Genomic DNA, 17,014 nt, shown 5'->3' on the forward strand with positions numbered 1-17,014 from the left:
CTTAGCCAAAGTATTATGAACAAACGATCTTAAGTCGATCAAATAATCTCTTACTATTTCCTAAGACCTAATGAATCCAACCAACTTAAAATCACTTTTTTTTGTATTATTTAGTCTAATATTTAGCTTCTCCAGTTTTAGTCAAGATTCATACTTCGGCATAAAAGGGGGTTACAATAATTCAACTCTTCATTCATCTAATGATGCTAGCCTAGGAATCCAATCTAGAAGCACGTATGGTTTAGGCGTAGTTTTTTGCAGCGCTCCAGACGAGGGAAAGTTAGGGATTGGTTATTCTCTAGAACTTGGATATATGAGAAAAGGCGCCAAAATAGACCACGACACACTCGACTATAAGTTTCACTATATCAACATGCCACTTCTGATCGATTTCTATCCTATAAAACAGATTAAATTAAGCATAGGACCTGAGTTTTCCTTCTTAGCTGGCGCAAACAACCACTCTAACGACTCCACAAAAACGAGTATTTTAAATACTTACAACAAAAAAATGGAGGTTTCTGGCATAGCAAGCATTAGTGGTTCTGTGACCTTTTTCATGGATTTAGGCATGCGATATAGCTACTCTTTCACTAAAATATCGAAATACGATGGCATATTAGATAGACAAGACCTATACAACAGTTATGTTCAGGTTTTTATCTTATTAAAAATCGCCAACTAACAACCCTTTCATTTTTTTATTAAAAAAGGCCTTATGGTTTTGTCAAATGACAAAACCATAAGGCCTTTTAAATATCTGCTCTAATTTATTTCAGTTCTAGCTTTGTTGTGTTTTTACTAAACTCCTCTCCTCTGATAGCAAAAAATCCAGCTTTCATTTCAGCCAGTTTTTCTGGATTGGTCTCAGCCAAATTTTGTTGTTGGCCTAGATCTTCTTTGAGATTGTACAATGCGAAATCTGGCAAATTACCCAATTCGATATTCACCTCTTTGCTGATCGCCGCTCCCTTGTATGGAGGGATCAATACCCAATCGCCTTTTCTGTAAGCCGTACGAGTATTAGCTTCGATCACCAGTTCTTCCCTCGCCGAAGTAGAACGCCCTAAAAAGGCATCGAGAATCGGCTCACTATCCTTGCCCACTGTAGTACTACCCACCAACTGCGCCATGGAAGTCAACAAATCTACCTGACAAACCAATGCCTCAGAAACTGCTGGTTCGATCGTCCCTTTCCAATAAGTGATAAAAGGCACATGAGTACCCGCTTCGAACAAGCTGTACTTGCCTCCTCTAAACGGTCCCCAAGGTTTATGATCGCCTAACTTTTCCACAGCGTCATCATTGTACCCATCATTAATGACAGGGCCATTATCACTAGAAAATACAATCAAGGTATTCTCCAAGATTCCTTCCTCTTCCAAAGTTTTGATAAACTCACCAATACACCAATCCGCTTCCAAAATCACGTCTCCTCTGGGACCCATTCCAGATTTTCCTGCAAATCTCGGATGCGGCGTACGAGGCACATGAGGTTGCTGCATGGCATAGTACAAGAAAAAGGGTGCTTCTTTGTGCTCTTTCACATACTGCTTGGCTTTCGTTAAAAAATGATCTGCCATGTCTTCGTCTACCCATTTAGCAGACTCACCACCTTTCATGTAGCCAATCCTTGGTATCCCGTTCACAATAGAACTATTGTGTCCATGATGCCACATCATTTTAAGCAATTCAGGATTATCTAATCCAGTCGGCTGACCCTCAAAATTCTCTTTGTAATTGATCTCAATCGGATCATTAGGGTCTAACCCATCCACTCTACCATTGTCTATATACACTGTAGGTACACGGTCTTGAGTAGCTGCCATGATATACGACTCGTCAAAACCTACCTGATTAGGACCTGGTGTGATTTCTTCATTCCAATTTACATGGCCAGTACCTAGTCCTAAATGCCATTTGCCTATTACGGCCGTTTGATAGCCATTGGCTTGGAGCATTTTAGGCAAGGTCATCTGTGCAGTATCTATCAACAACGGTGCTGTGCCAGGCAAAATCCTCGCCCCTTTTTTCCGCCAAGGATACTCCCCTGTGAGCAAAGCATATCTACTCGGCGTACAAGTAGATGAAGTAGCGTAGCCATTCACGAATCTCACTCCTCCTGAAGCTAATCGGTCTATATTAGGCGTGCTAATCGTGTTGGATCCATTGGCACTGATATCTCCATAGCCCAAATCGTCTGTATAAATGACTACAATATTAGGCTTAGGTACAGCGGAAGATTCTTCCGATTGCGATGGTTCTTTAGTAGGCGTGCAGGCATACAAACAGCCTAACACAATGGCCAAAAATGTGTGTTTCATATTCATATCTTGATCTCTATTATCTATTAGGAAAGAGCAATATAAAAAGACTTCATTCATCCGTAAAGCAATCCTTGAATTAAAACGTAATTTTTACGTTAATTCATTCTTAGAAATGAAAAAATTCACATTTCAACTTATTTCTTAACGAAACAACACCTACTCTATTTGTCTATTTCAAGGCACCACAGCTTTAACCTGCATGATGGATTAGGACTTGGTGATGAGAGGTTAAAAAGCGATAAATCAGGAAGTTTTGCGAAGAAAGCATAGCACCGCTATGATGACGAGTAAAACGAAACGAAGTGTCTGATTTGAAACTGTTTCAGCTCGGAATAGATTTCATTAATGCATAAAAGCAGGTTTAAATGAAAGTCTCATATTATTTTATATTGAAGTGATTCCTCGGGTTGATTACACTCCATTAACAAACCCTAACGATAGTCAACAAACAGATAACACTACGAAAACCACCAAGCAACATGATAAGATGAGATTTGTTTTTCAATATAAAACAAAGAACTAATGAAACTAAAAAGTTTACTCATCCTTACTTTACTTGCTTTGGGCCTCAGTGCACAAGCGCAATTAACTACTGGAGACATTGCCTTCACGGCTTTCAACACTGACGGAGATGACGATATTGCCTTCGTGACATTCGAGGATATCGCCCCTAATACGACCATCTATTTTGCCGATTCGGAACTGACTGACGGCGCTTTCGGCGACGACGAAGGGGACGTGATCTGGGTATCAGGAGCAAATCCGATTCCTGCAGGCACAGTGATTACTATTTCTTCAATAAGCGATGCGGGTGTTGCATCTATCGGCACTGTGACAGGCGATACTGGTCTTTCATCAAGTGGAGAAGCTGTCTTTGCTTACCTCGGCACTGATGTACGTGTAGTCACTACTTTCCTTGCTGCTATCTCTAATCTAGATTCAGGGTTTGGAGACTTGTCTGGCTCTGGATTATACAAGGGTTCTACAGCCATCGTATTGACAGAAACTGCCGATATAGCAGAATACGTAGGGCCTAAAACTGGGATCGACAAAAACGGATACCTTTCATATCTCAACGATATGTCTAACTGGGTGATACAAGATACTGAAGACGATGATCAAAATGACACTGTAAGCCCAGATCTACCTTTTAACACGACCACATTTGGAATTTCTGCCACAGACGTTACCCCTCCCAATGTGGCTGGTATTGAAGTGGTCTCTCAAAATACAATTCACGTTGTTTTCACTGAAAATGTGGATGAAGTTAGTGCTACTACTACCTCCAACTATGTTTTCTCTCCATCGTCTACAATCAGCGATATTACTTACGATGAGCCTACCCAAACAGCTACCCTCTCTCACAGTGGTCTGACTCCAGGTGCCAGTACTACATTGGCCATATCAAACATCGAAGATTTGGCTTCCAACAGCATGGCTTCTACTTACACAAGCGAAGCTTTCTACTTCAACCCTACGACGCCAGAGTTGATAATTACAGAAATCATGTACAACGCACCTTCCGATGCTTCTAATGATTTAGAATTTATCGAAATATACAACGCTGGAGAAGCTACTGCAGCCCTGGGTGGCATTCAGGTCGTTGACGAAGGAAATTTTGCTTTTTCATTTCCCCAAATGGATTTGGCTGCTGGTGAAACAGTACTCCTAGCAACTAACCCCACCGCAGCAGGGACGTTCTACAGCAAAACTTTCCTTGCGCTAGCCGCCAGCTCTGGCAATTTGCTGGGCAATGGCGGTGAATTGTTGCAAATTAAAAATACAGATGGCACAACCCTATTCGAAGTAGAATACGACGATGCAAGTCCTTGGGCTACTGATGCAGATGGCAATGGCCCTTCATTGGAATTGATTGCGCTAAATAAAGATACAGACGATGGTGCCAGCTGGGTGGCTTCTTCTACGCTCGTAGCTCAATCTGAAGGTCTTGATGTATTTGCTTCTCCTGGTATTTTCACAGAAGTGACTACTCCAGCACTCAGCTTCGACGAAGAATATGTGACAGTAAGCACCGAAGATGCGACAGTGACCATCACCGTCACGCTATCTGATCCTTCTACAAGTGAAATCACTGTAGATGCTGATTTAGTAGATGGATTTGGTTCGTCTAGCATCATTATGGACACTAAGACCTTAACTTTCCCTGCAAATAGTACTGCATCTCAAACTTTCACAGTAGACCTTACTGCTTCTGCTAATAACAATGATTACTTCTTCGTCTTACAACTGGGCAATGCCGCTCATGCTGACCTAGGGTCTCTCACTGAGACAGTAGTCTATGTGCTCAATGAAGACATAGCAGCTCCTACAGCTTCTAGTGAGTTGATCATAGCCCATGCCACTAGCTACCTAGTAGATGAAGATGGTTCTGCAGAGATCGTAGCTTTTGACAAGGACACTGAGCGGTTGTTTGTCTTGAACTCTACGGCCACTAAAGTGGAAATATTAGACTTCAGCAATCCACGAGCGATCACTTCGATCAAAAGCATTGACATGACCTCATATGGTAATGGCGCTACAAGTATTGCCGTAAAGGACGGACTCATAGCTGCAACTGTAGTGGGCGAAAATTTTGCCGATGGTGGCAAAGTCATATTCATGGATACAGACGGAGTTATTCATTCATCTGTGACTGTGGGCAACTTGCCCGACATGGTTACATTTAGCCCTGATGGCAAATACGTATTGACTGCCAACGAAGGCCAGCCCAATGACGACTATAGCGTAGACCCAGAAGGTAGCATCTCCATGATCGATATCTCTGGTGACATTACGGAGTTGACTCAAAGTGATGTAACTACACTTACTTTTAATGCTTTTGATACTCAGATCGATGATTTAAGAACTGCTGGTGTACGTGTATTTGGTTTGAATGCGTCTGTATCTGAAGACATGGAACCAGAGTATATCACCATAAGTTCAGACTCTAAAACTGCCTGGGTGTCTCTTCAGGAAAACAATGCCTTGGCCACCATCAATTTGGAAACAAAGACCATTACTGAAATCAACGCTTTGGGCGTAAAAGATCACAGTTTGGCTAAAAACTCTTTGGATGCATCTGACAAAACAGAGGACGTGATCATGGCCAACTGGCCTGTAAAAGGCATGTATATGCCAGATGCAATTGCTAGCTATACAGTCAATAATGTAACCTATGTAGTAACTGCCAACGAAGGAGACCAACGTGAGTATGATGGAATAGACGAAGATGTGACCATTAGCGATGCAGAGTATGTACTAGACCCTACTACATTCCCTCAAGCTGACTTGATGAAAAAAGAATTTACAATCGGCAGATTGGCAGTATCTCCCTACTCAGGTGATACAGACAACGACGGAGACTTCGACGAAATTCATGCCTTTGGCGCAAGGTCTTTTAGTATTTGGAATACTTCTACAAACGAGATCGTTTACGACAGTGGCAATGACTTCGAATTGATTACTGCTCTGGATCCTACTTATGGAGAGCTATTCAATGCCAGCAATTCGAACAACAATTTTAAAAACAGAAGTGACAACAAAGGACCTGAGCCAGAAGGAATCACTGTAGCAGAAATCGACGGCAAGCAATATGCTTTTATTACACTAGAGCGTACGGGTGGATTGATGACATACAACATCACAGACCCACTAGCTCCAGTATTTGTTGATTATTCTAACAACAGAGACCTAGGAGAAGATGAAGGTGGCGACTTAGGGCCAGAAGGCATCATCTATATCGACCCTGTGAGTAGCCCAGCAGATACTGCTCTGATCGTAATGGCCAATGAAGTAAGTGCTACTGTAAGTGTCTATTACATCAAAAACGTAATAGTGAGTGCTGAAGAAGAGGAAGAAGAAACATCTGAGGTCACTGCTGTGTCTCCAGAAAACTCTAACGCACTAAAAGTGTATCCTACACCAGCATCAGACAAAGTATATTTTAGCCAGCCAACTAGCTATACACTACACGACATGAATGGTGCCCAGCTAAAGCAAGGAACACATGCGGTAAGCTTACATACTTCAGACTTGACCAACGGTATCTATATCCTGAAAAATGCCCAAGGCCAATCGACCAAAATAGTAATTACTCACTAATCAATCGAGTCATCCACAACACAACAACATCAACGTAGTATCAACCACTTATACTACATTTCTAAAGCACAGTCCAAATAGGTTGGACTGTGCTTTTTTATTCTTACTATTAAGTTATAAAACAAAAAGGCCTTAGCTTTTGGCTAAGACCTTCAATATTCTTAATCAGTACTTAAAATTAAGCCACTTCGATCAATTCGATTTCAAAAATCAATGCCGAGAAAGGTGCGATGTCTGCTCCTGCTCCTCTTTCGCCATAGGCCAAATCTTGTGGTATAAAAAGTCTCCATTTATCCCCTGGCACCATTAATTGTAAAGCCTCAGTCCATCCTGCAATCACACCATTCACTGGAAATGTAGCTGGCTGACCACGTTGTACAGAGCTATCAAACACCTTTCCGTCGATCAACGTACCTGTGTAATGCGTAGTCACTTGGCTAGCAGGTGTAGGCTTAGTACCTGACGCATCGCCAGACTCGATCACTTCATATTGCAACCCGCTAGGCAAAGTAGTTACTCCTTCTTTTACGGCATTTACAGCCAAGAATGCTTCACCTTTTTCTTTAGCATCACCAGCAGCTTCTGCTTTCAATTCGCCAATTTTCTTTTGGATCACTTGGTTGATTTCATCAACTGTCAATTCGCTGTGGCCAGCAAATGCATCACCCATTCCACTCATAAAAGCATCCAGATCAAAAATGGTGTTAAATCCTTCGTTGATAAAATTGGTACCTACGCTTTGTCCTAGTCCGTAACTGAATTTTTGCTCTTCAGTATTTAATTCTGTCATTGTCTCTTTTTTTAATAAAGGTGCAAAGGTAGGCCTTTCGAAAAGGCTATCAAACCGATACCGTTTTCATTTTCTTATGAAACACCACAGGCTTTCATTAAGATTTTGAATTCAATACTACCAATCAATCGGAAAGTAGTCCTTTAAGAATTTACCGCACCAGTGCTCGCCCCTATTGATACCATCAAAAACAGGATCCATCACACGAGCAGCACCATCCACAATATCAAGCGGGGGTTGAAAGTCATGTACCTCTTCTTTGAATTTAGCAATTTGAGCAGGATCTTCATCCGTCACCCAACCCGTATCTACAGCATTCATATAAATGCCATATTTGGCTAATTCTCCTGCCGATGTATGCGTCAGCATATTGAGCGCAGCCTTAGCCATGTTGGTATGTGGGTGGCGTGGTTCTTTTTTGAATCGATAAAATTTGCCCTCCATAGCCGTCACGTTCACGATGTGCTTGATACCCGTATTTTCTCTTTTCATCATGGTAGAAAGGCGGTTGCAAAGCACAAAAGGTGCGATGGAATTGACCAACTGAACCTCTAAAAGTTCTGGAGTAGGCACCTCTCCCAATTTAAGTCTCCAAGAGTTGGTCGTACGCAAGTCTACCTGCTGCAGATCCACATCCAGTTTCCCTTCGGGGAAAACCTCTTCATTTTGCAAAGCCCCATCGTAGCTGTATGGAATCTGCGACAATTGTGCAGAAGCACGCAGCCCAAGACCTGGCGCTTTCTCATTCCAAGACACTGCCAACGTAGAAGTATCTTTTCCTGATGAGCTTACCGCTCCGATACGATCGAGGCAGTTGTGATGGCTCGTAAGCAACTGCTGCACATCCACCGAATGCTCGTGAAAAGGCAAACTCTCCTTCTCCATCATATGTGCATAAAACCCTGGCGGACGACGAACAGTCTGAGCGGCATTGTTGATCAGAATATCTAGGCGATCGTAGGTCTGCTCGATGTAGGTACAAAACAGCTCCACACTCGGCGTGTGACGCAAGTCCAACCCATGGATATGCAATCGATCACTCCATTTATAAAAATCTTTTTCTTTGGCAAATCGAATGGCAGAGTCGGCTGGGAAACGAGTAGTAGCAATCACAGTCGCCCCTGCTCGAAGCATCATGAGCGTGACATGATAGCCGATTTTCAGCCGTGAGCCAGTCATCAAAGCTACTTGCCCTGTCAGGTCAGCAGTCTGAAAGCGCTTGGCATAATTCAAGTCTCCACAGGTCTCGCACATGGTATCGTAGAAAGGATGCAGCTTGGTATATTCAGCTTTGCACACATAGCAGTTGCGAGGCGAATTCAGCTCTTGCCCTTCCATATCCAGCTTGGCAGCAGGAAGCAGGATCTGATCAGGAGCTTCGAAGATTTTAGCCGTGCGTGCCGAGCGAATACCTGTGGCTTCTCGGGCTTGCTTGTCTTGCTTCCTGATTTCCGTTTTTTCTTTGTTTTTGAGGTCTTTTCTTCGCTTGCGCAATTCGGTTCTGTCTGGGCGAGACACCTCACCTGCTGCTTTCATCAAAGCCACTCGCTGCTCTTCCGTCAGCTCTACTAGCGCCTCACTATTATCTACCAATCCTTGAAGCGTAGCCAAACACGCCTCAAGTTCTTCCTTACTGATATTTTTCTTCTCTGTTTCCATTCGAGGCGCAAAGATATATTAAAGAGCTTACTTGAAGTAACCTCTTTAATAGGTGAAAATTAACCCTACCTTTGCCGCATGTCAGGACAAATCAAAGATCAAGCGGCCATCCTCAGCAAATTGGGCATCAGCCAACTCAATCCCATGCAAATTGCTGCACAAGAAGCCATCACCCATCATGACGAAGTGGTACTCCTCTCTCCTACAGGTACTGGCAAGACGTTAGCATTTTTATTACCTCTTTTACCTTACTTAGACGTTAGCTTAGAGCAAGTACAACTTTTGATCTTGGTTCCTTCACGGGAATTGGCCATTCAGATCGAACAGGTAGTACGAGAGATGGGTAGTGGCTTTAAAGCCAATGCCGTCTATGGCGGACGCGCAGGGTCTAAAGACAAAATAGACTTGAAACGAGCGCCTGCTATTTTGATCGGTACACCTGGCCGAATCGCAGATCACTTCCGCAGAGAAACCATCGACACTAGCCATATCCATACCTTAGTGCTCGATGAATTTGACAAATCCTTAGAGGTAGGCTTCGAACCCGAAATGACCGAGATCATTGAATCTCTACCCGCTAACACAAAAAAAATACTGACCTCTGCCACCCAAAAAGTAGAAATTCCTGACTTCGTAAGCATTCGTAATCCAGAAAATCTCAATTTTCTAAGCGATGACGAAAGCAAACTCACGCTCAAACTCATTACTGCTTCGTCAAGCGACAAGCTAAACGCACTGATACAGCTGATCGGACACATCGGTGAAGGCAGTGGCATTATTTTCTGCAATTTCAAAGACACCATCCAAGAAGTGAGCGATGCGCTATATGATCACAAGATCAGCCATGCTTGTTTTTATGGCGGACTAGAACAACAAGACCGTGAACGTGCTTTGATCAAATTTAGAAATGGCACAAGCCGATTGCTGCTGGCTACTGACTTGGCAGCCAGAGGGATTGACGTGCCCGCTTTGGACTTTATCATCCACTATCAATTGCCACCCAAAAAAGAAGAGTTTACGCACAGAAATGGACGGACAGCTCGTATGCAGCAGGACGGCACTGCCTATTTACTGAAAGGCAAAAACGAAAAACTGCCTGACTTCATTAAAGGATTAGATGAGGAAACAATTAGCGGTTCGGCTAGGTTTCACGATAGCGAATGGACGACACTTTTTATCTCTGGCGGTAGAAAAGATAAAATCTCAAAAGGCGACATTGCAGGGTTGTTTATGAAACAGGGAAACCTAAACAAAGAAGAATTGGGGATGATCGAACTCAAGCAAGACTGCTCATTTGTGGCCGTGCCCCAATCGAAAGCCAACTCACTTATACAGCAGTTGAACAACAGTAGATTGAAAAAGAAGAAAGTAAGAATTAGCCCATTAGACTAATGAGTGATACTCCAAACGAACAGCCCAACAACCCTCTGCATGGGGTAAAACTAGCAGATATGCTCGAAGAGTTGGTAGAAAAATGTGGCTGGGAAAACCTAGGTCAAGAGGTCAATATAAAATGTTTTACCCACGACCCTTCTATCAAATCAAGTTTGAAATTTCTCCGACAGACACCCTGGGCCAGAGAAAAATTGGAGCGCTTTTACCTACATGTACTCAAGCGTGGCTATAGCCGCCGAGTGAAACCCAAACGCGAACCAGGAAAGCCTAGGTACTACAAGAAGAAATCAGATTGAAAATAGAGCTGAACCTGCTAGTGGGGAGCATCGTCATTCCCCGAAGCGATGCAGGAGCTTTCTGGGAATCCACATCGGCAAGTTATGCTATCATCAAAACTAACCACATCACTGGTGCAAGTTTAGCAAAAGCGTGGCTAATCTAATCAAGCATTTGAAATGTAATCATCCATCCATATTTCCCTCCCCTTATATGATTATTATCATGATTTTAATAAAGGATAAAATTATCCTTTATTAAAGAATAGCTGTACTTTTGATTCATAAAACAAAGCAATTATGTTTTCAAAAGCATGTATGTACGGAATCAGAGCCAGTATCTATGTCTCTTCGCAGTCGCTCAAAGACAACAAAGTAGGTCTGATCGATATTGCCAACAATATAGAATCACCGACAGCATTTACCGCCAAGGTGCTGCAACAATTGGTGCGTAGTGGCATCATAGATTCGACCAAAGGACCTACAGGAGGCTTCCTGATCGACCCCAAGCGAATAGATGAAGTAAAACTTAGTCAAATTGTAGATGCCATAGATGGTGACTCCATCTATAAAGGCTGCGGGCTGGGACTAACAGCCTGTGATGCATCACAACCCTGCCCTGTACATGAGCAGTTTGCCAAAGTACGCAACGAACTCCGACACATGCTCGAAAGCACCAGTCTATATGAACTTGCCACAGGACTAGACATTGGTTTGACTTATTTGAAGAGGTGAAAAATAGATTGAATTAAGGATAATTTGATCAGCTATAATACAAAAGTGACCCACTAATCATGACACAAGAGATTCTACAAATAGAAGACATCAAAAAGCTAGTAAACAGCTTCTACGCTAAAGTACGTAAAGACGATGTACTCGCTGATATTTTTAATGCTCGTATTGGCAACCGCTGGCCAGAGCACCTAGAGAAGATGTATCGGTTTTGGCAAACGGTGCTTCTGGAGGAGCACACCTACTTTGGCAGCCCATTTTTACCTCACGCTAATTTGCCCATAGCAGCAGAGCATTTCGACCGCTGGATTCAGTTGTTTTTTCAGACCATTGACGAGGAGTTTCACGGCGAGAAAGCAGAAAGAGCCAAATGGCAAGGTCAACGCATGGCTGAAATGTTTCTATCCAAAATTGAGTATCACCGCGAAAACAAAAGCAAGCCACTACTATGAAAACCGTAAAATATCCCCTCGTTACTGCGTCTGTATTTCTATGGATAGGGTTTGTAGGTGCCATTAGTTTTATGGAGGCCTGGCTCAAATTTCAAGCACCAGGCATTACGGTCACGCTCGGTTTGGGTATTGGTAGATTGGTGTTTTTCGCACTCAATAAAGTAGAATGGGTACTAGCATTGGCTATAGCGATCTCCTACCTAGCCAACAAAGAACCTCTACTAAACAACCCGAATGGCTACTACTGGATATCCGTAGTCCTACTGACCCTCCAGACCGTCTGGCTCCTGCCTGTACTCGACCATCGAGCCGAACTGCTCATTCAAGGAATAGAAATACCTTCCGCCCCATACCATTTGATATATGTGGGCACAGAAATAGTAAAAATATCATCGCTGATAATATTCGGCATCAAACAATTTAGAGCACATTTAAAAAACGCTTATCATGAAAATCAAAGAGAATCAAATCATTGGCGAACTGGTAGCACAACACTACAAAGTAGCTCGCGTATTTAAAAAGCACAACATAGATTTTTGTTGTAAAGGCAACAGGACATTGGACGAAGCCTGCCAAACCTCTCCCGACTATCTAAAAACAGTGATCGAAGAACTGGAAGCTGAGATCAACCAAACGGAAAGTGCCACAATCGACTTTCAAACTTGGCCATTGGACCTACTAGCCGATTATATCGAAAAGAAACACCACCGATATGTGCAAGAAAAAACAATTGAGATCCAGCCCTATCTCAATAAAATTTGTAACGTGCACGGCGCACAACATCCTGAGCTTATAGAAATCAAAAAGCTCTTTGACGAAGCTGCTGGCGAACTGGCCGCCCATATGAAAAAGGAAGAGCTGATTCTATTTCCTATCGTTAGAAAAATGGTAAAAAAACAAAGCGAAGGTCAGTCATGGGAAGGGGTGCATTTTGGCACCGTACAAAACCCCATACAAATGATGATGATGGAACACGAAACGGAAGGAGACCGATTTGCTAAAATAGCTACGCTCAGCAACAACTACACCCCTCCAAAAGAAGCATGCAACACATATGCTGTCACCTTTGCCTTGCTCCAAGAGTTTGAAGACGACTTGCATTTACATATTCATTTAGAAAATAATATTTTGTTTCCTAAAGCCGTAGTTTTAGAACAAAACATGAATAAAACAACGATCGAATGATCTAACCGTTTAGAAGTATAGGCTGGTTTGAAAAATCATAAACCAGCCTGCTACATGAATTTTTAAAACTAAATAACGATACCATGAGCCAACAAATCTTCTACGACACCGTGAGTGAAGCCACCAAGGGCTTGACCCAACGAGGCTACACCACAGACTTGAAAGTACTCGCTGAGAACGAATGTCTGGTTTGCCAAAGCACAAGCAAACAACTCTCTCCTGATGAATTTGTAATCGACGAAGTACATCGATTCGAAGGAGATACCGATCCATCAGACGAAATGATCGTTTATGCCATTTCGTCTATGCATCACGATATCAAAGGCATATTGGTAAACGCCTATGGGGTAGATGCCGACACCTCCACTTTTCAAATCATTAAGCATCTAAATACACACCTATGAAACCAACACCCATTAAAAGGAACGAACACCTCAAACCCATCAGCCGAGAACACCATCAAGGACTCCTGCTCTGTTGGAAAATCAGAACAGGTCTAAGCCTAAACATACCCATCAAAAGAATCAAAAAATATACAGACTGGTTTTATCAGGAGCACTTACTCCCCCATTTTGAATTAGAAGAAAAACACCTCTTTCCTATTTTGGACGAGCAACACGAAATGGTGACTAAAGCCAAAGCTGAGCACCGCCGACTCAAAAGGTTGTTTGAAGCAAAAGATGAACTCGAAAAAAAGATAAGTCTGATCGAAGAAGAGCTAGAAAGTCATATTCGGTTTGAAGAGCGGGTATTATTCAACGAAATCCAATCCGTGGCTACAGCCGAACAGCTGCAACACATCGATAAAGTACATCAAGAGGAAAAATTTGTAGAGAACCTATCAGACCCTTTTTGGAAAAAATGAAAAACACCATTCAGTTTACCGTAGTTGTAGAAGGTCATAACCACTCTCTTTCCACTTACCCTGATGCTTATCCCAATGTGATGACTCTCATCAAAGACCAGCTGCTCCTCGACGATTTTGGTGAATGCGGCGGCATGGGTAGATGTGCGACTTGCGTGATAAATACCCAAGGACTCTCTGGCGAATCCACCATCAAAGAAAGAAACGAACCAGCTACCTTACACAAATATGGGCTAGATGATCCAGGCACCCGTTTGTCGTGCCAGCTCTTTGTTTCACCTGATCTAGAAGGCACTGAATTGACCTTGATAGAAGTATAGGTACTCACCTACTTAGTAACAAGTCCTCTCTCATGCCATGCACGAAACGAGCCCGCAAGTATTTACTTTCATAATAAAAACTTATTTGGCAACACTTATACCTACCTTTGCGGCATAGAGAGATGCCGAAGTGCATTTCAGCACATTAAAGCACATAAAGCAGGGAATGAAATTCAACGAATTGCCACTCATTGCGCCTATATTGAAGGCGCTCCAAGATAAAAACTACTCCGAACCTACAGCCATACAAGAAAAAGCCATACCGCTGGTATTGCAACAAAATGACGTGATGGGCTGTGCCCAAACAGGCACTGGTAAAACAGCTGCTTTTGCTATACCTATCATCCAGCGTATCCACGAATTGGAAGAAGGAAAAAGCGGAAAGCCTCAACTCCTGTCCCTAATCGTGACACCTACACGTGAGCTAGCCATACAGATCGACGACAACATCCGCCTGTACAGCAAATACACGAACCTGAAACACGCCGTGATATTCGGTGGCGTAAAGCAAGGACAGCAAGTAGAAAAAATGAAACGTGGTGTGCATGTATTAGTCGCCACACCAGGCCGATTACTCGACTTGATCACACAAGGTCATATTTCACTAAGTCAGGTCAAAATTTTCGTACTCGACGAAGCTGACCGTATGCTCGACATGGGTTTTGTAAACGACGTAAAGAAACTACTGAAGCTCTTGCCAACCAAGCGACAGTCGCTCTTCTTCTCCGCCACCATGCCCAAAAGCATCCTCAATCTGGCCAACGAAATACTGACCAACCCTAAGAAAATAGAAGTAAGTCCAGTCTCATCTACTGCTGAGACTATCCAACAATACTTGTATTATACCAACAGATCCGACAAGAAAAAACTGCTGATGCACATCCTCAAGGATGAAAAAATGGATCAGGTATTAATTTTTGGAAGAACCAAGCACGGCGCCGATCGTATCGTTCGGGATTTGCAAAAGCACAAAATCAAGTCGGCGGCTATTCATGGCGACAAAGCTCAAAACCAACGCCAAAAAGCACTGACCGATTTCAAATCGGGCAAGCTCAGGGTATTGGTAGCTACAGATATCGCTGCACGTGGCATCGACATCGACAAGCTCAAGTATGTAATCAATTTCGACGTGCCCGAGGCTGCTGAGACTTATGTACACCGCATAGGTAGATCTGGTCGTGCAGGGGAGTCTGGTATCGCCATCACTATGTCTGAGCCTGAAGAAAACACACTGGTGAAGGACATAGAGAAGCTGACCAAACAAAGCATCCCTGTGATCAAAGATCAGCCGTTTCCCCAAACGGAAAAGCCGATGACAGACGCAGAGAAAAAAGAATGGAACAAAGAAAAACAACGCCGCAAGCAGGAATTTTTCGCCAATAGAAATAAAAACAAATCTGGTAGACGTTAGTCTACCAGATTTGTTTTTCATGTGACTATTTTGAAGAAAATGTTAATCCTCGAATAGATTACTTAACCTCAAATAACTTATTAAACAAGTCTCATCAAGTAACGAGACACCTACATCCCCAACCGTTTCATAACTAAGCTATCTATCGCCTGACACAGAGAGAGTGGCTTTACGGTCCGCCAGTTTTGGATATCGAGCGAACCACCAAAATTGATGTAGCCATCTACGTTATAGTTGGTCATTTCTTCGACCACAAAATCCCTAAAACCTATGCCTACTATCCAGCCATCCTCCACGTCTTCGAGCCACTCTTCGTAGTAGCTATCGTCTGATCCATGAAAATTCAGTACATTTTCACCGATCAAAATATACTTATTGATTCCCTCGAGCTGTAGTTCATCGAGGATGTTTCGTTTGAGGTTCATGATGTCGTTGTTGATGGCATCGTTCCACTCTCCGATAAACTCCAGGATTACATAGCCCAGATCATAGTCTGCAAACAAAGTCTTGAGATACAAGGTCTCTGAGCCAAAATTGTCCCAAGCTGGATCGATATAGTAGCCATAGATCGTCTCTGAATATAGATTGTAGTTGTACTCCTTACCATGAAAAGGCGACAAGGGGTCATTAGCCGAATCATAATGTTTGAGCCAGCCGCTATAAGGTTCTATGTTATGCATCTTCAGCGTTGTAGTGATCGATTGCTTTTCTGACAGACCCCTGTGATTTTACGAGTAGCTCTGCTTTAGTTCTACTTATACCCGTCTCTTCCATCACCATACGAATCGCCCGATCTACCAACTTTTCATTGCTTAACTGCATATCTACCATTTTGTTGCCTTGTACATGACCGAGCCTGATCATGGTAGCCGTAGAGATCATATTGAGTACCAGCTTTTGTGCAGTACCAGCTTTCATACGTGTGCTGCCCGTCACAAACTCTGGCCCTACGACTACTTCTATGGGGTATTGTGCCGTGGCAGCCATTTCGCTACCTGTATTGCAGGTGATGCAACCCGTCACCAATCCGGCCGCATTGGCTTGCGCCAAACCGCCGATCACATAGGGCGTACGCCCCGAGGCCGCAATACCGATCAGTACATCCTTATCGGAAATACCGAAAGCCTGTACATCTCGCCAAGCCTGCTTCGGATCGTCCTCGGCATGCTCCACAGACTTGCGAATGGCGCCGTCGCCACCTGCGATCACACCCACCACTTTGCCTTGCGGCAAACCATAGGTAGGAGGTATCTCAGAAGCATCTACCACACCCAATCGACCACTGGTACCAGCTCCAATGTAAAACAAACGACCACCCTTGGACATCTTGGCTACTATCTGCTGTACGAGGGCTTCTATACTAGGGATGACCTTCTCTACAGCCATAGGCACCGTTTGATCCTCCTTGTTCATATTGGTAAGCAAGTCGGTCACCGACATGTGCTGCAGGTCGGTATAGTTCGAAGGGGATTCGGTCGTATTCTTCATGTTTCAAAAATGAA

At 43.2% G+C, this 17,014-nt stretch carries 17 protein-coding genes; 12 read left to right on the forward strand and 5 right to left on the reverse strand.

The features are described from left to right. Positions 1–70 precede the first annotated feature (70 nt). Positions 71–685: a PorT family protein gene (locus N7E81_RS16870; RefSeq protein WP_263050772.1), complete on the forward strand. Its 615-nt coding sequence runs from the start codon at positions 71–73 to the stop codon at positions 683–685. 85 nt (positions 686–770) lie between these two features. Here the strand turns inward: N7E81_RS16870 and N7E81_RS16875 are convergent, their stop codons facing one another. Then, positions 771–2,330 (reverse strand): sulfatase family protein, encoded by a 1,560-nt coding sequence (locus tag N7E81_RS16875; RefSeq protein ID WP_263050773.1) that lies wholly within the window; start codon positions 2,328–2,330, stop codon positions 771–773. 519 nt (positions 2,331–2,849) lie between these two features. Between N7E81_RS16875 and N7E81_RS16880 the strand changes: the two genes are divergently transcribed. Continuing rightward, complete coding sequence (locus N7E81_RS16880; RefSeq protein WP_263050774.1) at positions 2,850–6,428, forward strand: choice-of-anchor I family protein; 3,579 nt, start codon at positions 2,850–2,852, stop codon at positions 6,426–6,428. Between the two features lie 178 nt (positions 6,429–6,606). Here the strand turns inward: N7E81_RS16880 and N7E81_RS16885 are convergent, their stop codons facing one another. Then, complete coding sequence (locus N7E81_RS16885; RefSeq protein ID WP_263050775.1) at positions 6,607–7,218, reverse strand: FKBP-type peptidyl-prolyl cis-trans isomerase; 612 nt, start codon at positions 7,216–7,218, stop codon at positions 6,607–6,609. Positions 7,219–7,335: 117 nt separating this feature from the next. After that, entirely contained in the window at positions 7,336–8,877 is a 1,542-nt protein-coding gene (locus N7E81_RS16890; RefSeq protein ID WP_263050776.1) for an SDR family NAD(P)-dependent oxidoreductase, read from the reverse strand. 78 nt (positions 8,878–8,955) lie between these two features. Here N7E81_RS16890 and N7E81_RS16895 point away from each other — a divergent pair, with 78 nt between their 5' ends. The 10 genes from N7E81_RS16895 (at position 8,956) to N7E81_RS16940 (ending at position 15,512) form a co-directional block, all read left to right on the forward strand. Next, positions 8,956–10,269: a DEAD/DEAH box helicase gene (locus N7E81_RS16895; RefSeq protein WP_263050777.1), complete on the forward strand. Its 1,314-nt coding sequence runs from the start codon at positions 8,956–8,958 to the stop codon at positions 10,267–10,269. Further along, positions 10,269–10,568 (forward strand): VF530 family protein, encoded by a 300-nt coding sequence (locus N7E81_RS16900; protein ID WP_263050778.1) that lies wholly within the window; start codon positions 10,269–10,271, stop codon positions 10,566–10,568. Before N7E81_RS16895 ends, N7E81_RS16900 begins: the two co-directional genes overlap by 1 nt. 279 nt (positions 10,569–10,847) lie before the next feature. Continuing rightward, positions 10,848–11,282: an RrF2 family transcriptional regulator gene (locus tag N7E81_RS16905; RefSeq protein WP_263050779.1), complete on the forward strand. Its 435-nt coding sequence runs from the start codon at positions 10,848–10,850 to the stop codon at positions 11,280–11,282. A gap of 59 nt (positions 11,283–11,341) precedes the next feature. After that, positions 11,342–11,731 (forward strand): group III truncated hemoglobin, encoded by a 390-nt coding sequence (locus N7E81_RS16910; protein ID WP_263050780.1) that lies wholly within the window; start codon positions 11,342–11,344, stop codon positions 11,729–11,731. Then, positions 11,728–12,249, forward strand: coding sequence for a hypothetical protein (locus N7E81_RS16915; RefSeq protein WP_263050781.1), 522 nt, complete (start codon positions 11,728–11,730; stop codon positions 12,247–12,249). The genes N7E81_RS16910 and N7E81_RS16915 overlap by 4 nt, the downstream gene beginning before the upstream one ends. After that, the gene (gene ric / locus N7E81_RS16920; protein ID WP_263050782.1) at positions 12,179–12,916 is read left to right on the forward strand and encodes an iron-sulfur cluster repair di-iron protein; all 738 of its coding nucleotides are present in this window, start codon (positions 12,179–12,181) and stop codon (positions 12,914–12,916) included. Before N7E81_RS16915 ends, ric begins: the two co-directional genes overlap by 71 nt. An 83-nt stretch (positions 12,917–12,999) precedes the next feature. Further along, a complete protein-coding gene (locus N7E81_RS16925; RefSeq protein ID WP_263050783.1) occupies positions 13,000–13,320 on the forward strand; it encodes a phosphoribosylpyrophosphate synthetase in 321 nt (106 codons plus the stop codon). Beyond that, positions 13,317–13,781, forward strand: a complete 465-nt coding sequence (locus N7E81_RS16930) for a hemerythrin domain-containing protein (protein ID WP_263050784.1) — start codon at positions 13,317–13,319, stop codon at positions 13,779–13,781. The genes N7E81_RS16925 and N7E81_RS16930 overlap by 4 nt, the downstream gene beginning before the upstream one ends. Beyond that, a complete protein-coding gene (locus N7E81_RS16935) occupies positions 13,778–14,101 on the forward strand; it encodes a 2Fe-2S iron-sulfur cluster-binding protein (protein ID WP_263050785.1) in 324 nt (107 codons plus the stop codon). The genes N7E81_RS16930 and N7E81_RS16935 overlap by 4 nt, the downstream gene beginning before the upstream one ends. A gap of 166 nt (positions 14,102–14,267) precedes the next feature. Beyond that, positions 14,268–15,512, forward strand: a complete 1,245-nt coding sequence (locus N7E81_RS16940; protein WP_263050786.1) for a DEAD/DEAH box helicase — start codon at positions 14,268–14,270, stop codon at positions 15,510–15,512. 110 nt (positions 15,513–15,622) lie between these two features. Here the strand turns inward: N7E81_RS16940 and N7E81_RS16945 are convergent, their stop codons facing one another. Continuing rightward, positions 15,623–16,192: a hypothetical protein gene (locus tag N7E81_RS16945; RefSeq protein ID WP_263050787.1), complete on the reverse strand. Its 570-nt coding sequence runs from the start codon at positions 16,190–16,192 to the stop codon at positions 15,623–15,625. Continuing rightward, entirely contained in the window at positions 16,185–17,000 is an 816-nt protein-coding gene (gene murQ / locus N7E81_RS16950; protein ID WP_263050788.1) for an N-acetylmuramic acid 6-phosphate etherase, read from the reverse strand. The genes N7E81_RS16945 and murQ overlap by 8 nt, the downstream gene beginning before the upstream one ends. Between the last annotated feature and the right edge of the window lie 14 nt (positions 17,001–17,014).

Source organism: Reichenbachiella carrageenanivorans, assembly GCF_025639805.1.
In the GTDB taxonomy this organism is placed as follows: Bacteria; Bacteroidota; Bacteroidia; order Cytophagales; family Cyclobacteriaceae; genus Reichenbachiella; species Reichenbachiella carrageenanivorans.